This is a genomic window from Mesorhizobium sp. M2C.T.Ca.TU.002.02.1.1 (genome assembly GCF_003997225.1).
In genome coordinates this window covers 1-2,176 of sequence record NZ_RZTO01000940.1, presented here as the reverse complement: position 1 = coordinate 2,176, position 2,176 = coordinate 1, and the positions used below count along the sequence as shown (strand labels likewise).

General features: G+C 64.5%; 2 protein-coding genes. Both read left to right on the top strand.

Features of this window, described 5'->3' with window-relative positions; translation table 11 throughout:
• The first annotated feature begins 136 nt into the window (after positions 1–136).
• Complete coding sequence (locus EOD07_RS31735; RefSeq protein WP_245470563.1) at positions 137–1,234, top strand: branched-chain amino acid ABC transporter permease; 1,098 nt, start codon at positions 137–139, stop codon at positions 1,232–1,234.
• 29 nt (positions 1,235–1,263) lie between these two features.
• Positions 1,264–2,176 (top strand): glutamine synthetase (locus EOD07_RS31730; protein WP_127238080.1); only part of this gene is annotated, 913 nt, incomplete at its 3' end.

Here is a 2,176-nt window from a genome sequence, read left to right as displayed (position 1 = left end):
CCGCAGGAATATGCGGGCTTCCGGGACGCGCTCACCTACGCCATCATCGTCGCGCTGCTCGTCTACCGGCCGGAGGGTCTGCTCGGCCAGCGCATCGAACTCGGCGACAAAGAGATTTAGGGCGGGGGGATCTGACGTGGCAGGCTCCGAACTCTCGCAAGCGGTCGACCGGATGGCGGCTCCGACCGGCGCAACGCGATCCAACAATGCGCTGGTCCGCTCGCTGATCGGCGGGCTGGTGACGGCGCTGCCGGTGCTGGTGATCGGGCTCCTGGTGCTGAACTTCGCGCCGACCTACTACACGTTCCTCGCGCTCGGCGCCTTCGTGAACCTGATCGTGGTGGTCGGCCTGCAGGTGTTCATGGGCAATTCCAACATCTCCAATCTCGGCCACAGCGCCTTTGTCGGGCTCGGCGCCTATGGCGTCGCCATCCTGTCGACGCCGCTTGCCATGAAGAAGCTGTCGATCCCCAACGCGCCTTTCGGCTTTGCGACGCTGGAGCTCGATCCGGTCTCGTCGGCGCTCATCGCGCTCCTGGTCGTCGGCATAGTGGCGCTGGTCAGCGGCAAGGTGATCAGCCGGCTGTCAGGAGTCGCGGCGACCATCGTCAGCCTGGCGCTGCTGATCATCGTCCATTCGGTGTTCCTCAACTGGACCGATCTGTTCAAGGGCAACCAGGCCTTCTTCGGCATTCCGAAAGTGGTCGGCCTGCCGTGGATGCTGGTCTTCGCGGTGCTGGCGATCGTGGCGGCGCGACTGTTCAAGGACAGCCGCTGGGGCCTGCAGTTGCGAGCCAGCGCGCAGAGCCCGCAGGCTGCCGCGGCACTCGGCATCGATGCGAAAAAACTGCGGCTGATGTCATGGGTGCTGTCGGCGCTGATCTGCGGACTCGCCGGCGTGCTTTATGCCTATTTCGCCGGCACGATCAGCCCCAAGCTCTTCTATTTCCAGATGATCTTCAACACGCTGGCGATGCTGATCCTCGGCGGCATGGCGACGGTGACGGGGGCGGTGACCGGCGTCATCGTGCTTTCGATCGGACTGGAATTCATCCGCAGCATCGAGTCCGGCGTGACCGTCGCGGGCATCCAAATGCCGCAGCTGCTCGGCCTGTCGGGCGTGGCGCTCGGCGTGGTCATCGTGCTTTGCATGGCGTTCCGGCCAAGCGGCATCAGCGGCCGGCATGAGCTCGACGAGCTTTTCTCGCTTCTGTTGCGGCGCAACGCCAAATAGCTCAGTCATTTCCTGGTGGAGGGTTGAACGTGGAATTTGAGGACAGGGTGGCGGCGTATGCGCCGAAGCTCGAAGCGCTGCAGGCCGAGCTCGCCAAGCGCGGCGTCGAGTTCGTCGAGGTGCATACGGTCGACACGTCGGGCGTAGTACGTTCCAAGATCGCGCCGCTGAAGCTCTCCACATCCGGCGAGTCGATCAACGCCATCCTCTATTGCGTCACGCATGGCGACGGCCAGCCGATGGGCGACGTTGCCTTCGCTTCACCGAGCGCCAATGAGGAGAACGGCTTTCCCAACATCAAGGGCATCATCGATCCGGACACGGTGGTGCAGCATGGCTGGAAGCCCAAATTCGCCTCGGCCATCACGCGTTCTTTCATGCTCGACGGCGCGGTGTGCCCCTATGATCCGCGCGGCGTTCTGGCGCGCGTCGAGGAGCGGGCGAGGGCGCTCGGCTACGAGCCGAAATTCGCGCTCGAATATGAGTTCGGCATTTTCCATGCCGACCATGATTTGATGCGCGCCGGTCGCTATCGCGAGCTGAAGCCGTGGGGCCATTCGCTGATCAACTACGACCTGGTGCGCAGCGGCGAATACCAGGATTTCGCCGCCGAGTTCATCACGCGCATGAAGAGCATCGACATCGGCGTCGCCTCGCTCGTCACCGAATATGGCTACGGCATGTATGAGTACGCGCTGACGCCGAAGAGCGCGCTCGCCGCGGCGGATGCCGCCATGCGCGCCAAGCTGCATCTGCGCGAGCTGTGCGCCGAGCGTGGGCTGGTCGCCACCTTCATGACGCGCTTCCAGCCGCCGGGCAAGGAAAGCGCCTGCGGCGCGCATCACCATGTCAGCCTGTGGCGGGACGGCAAGCCGGCCTTCGCGGCCGGCCCCAACCGGTTGACGCCGGGCGCCGAGAAATTTCTCGCCGGCGTGCTCAACC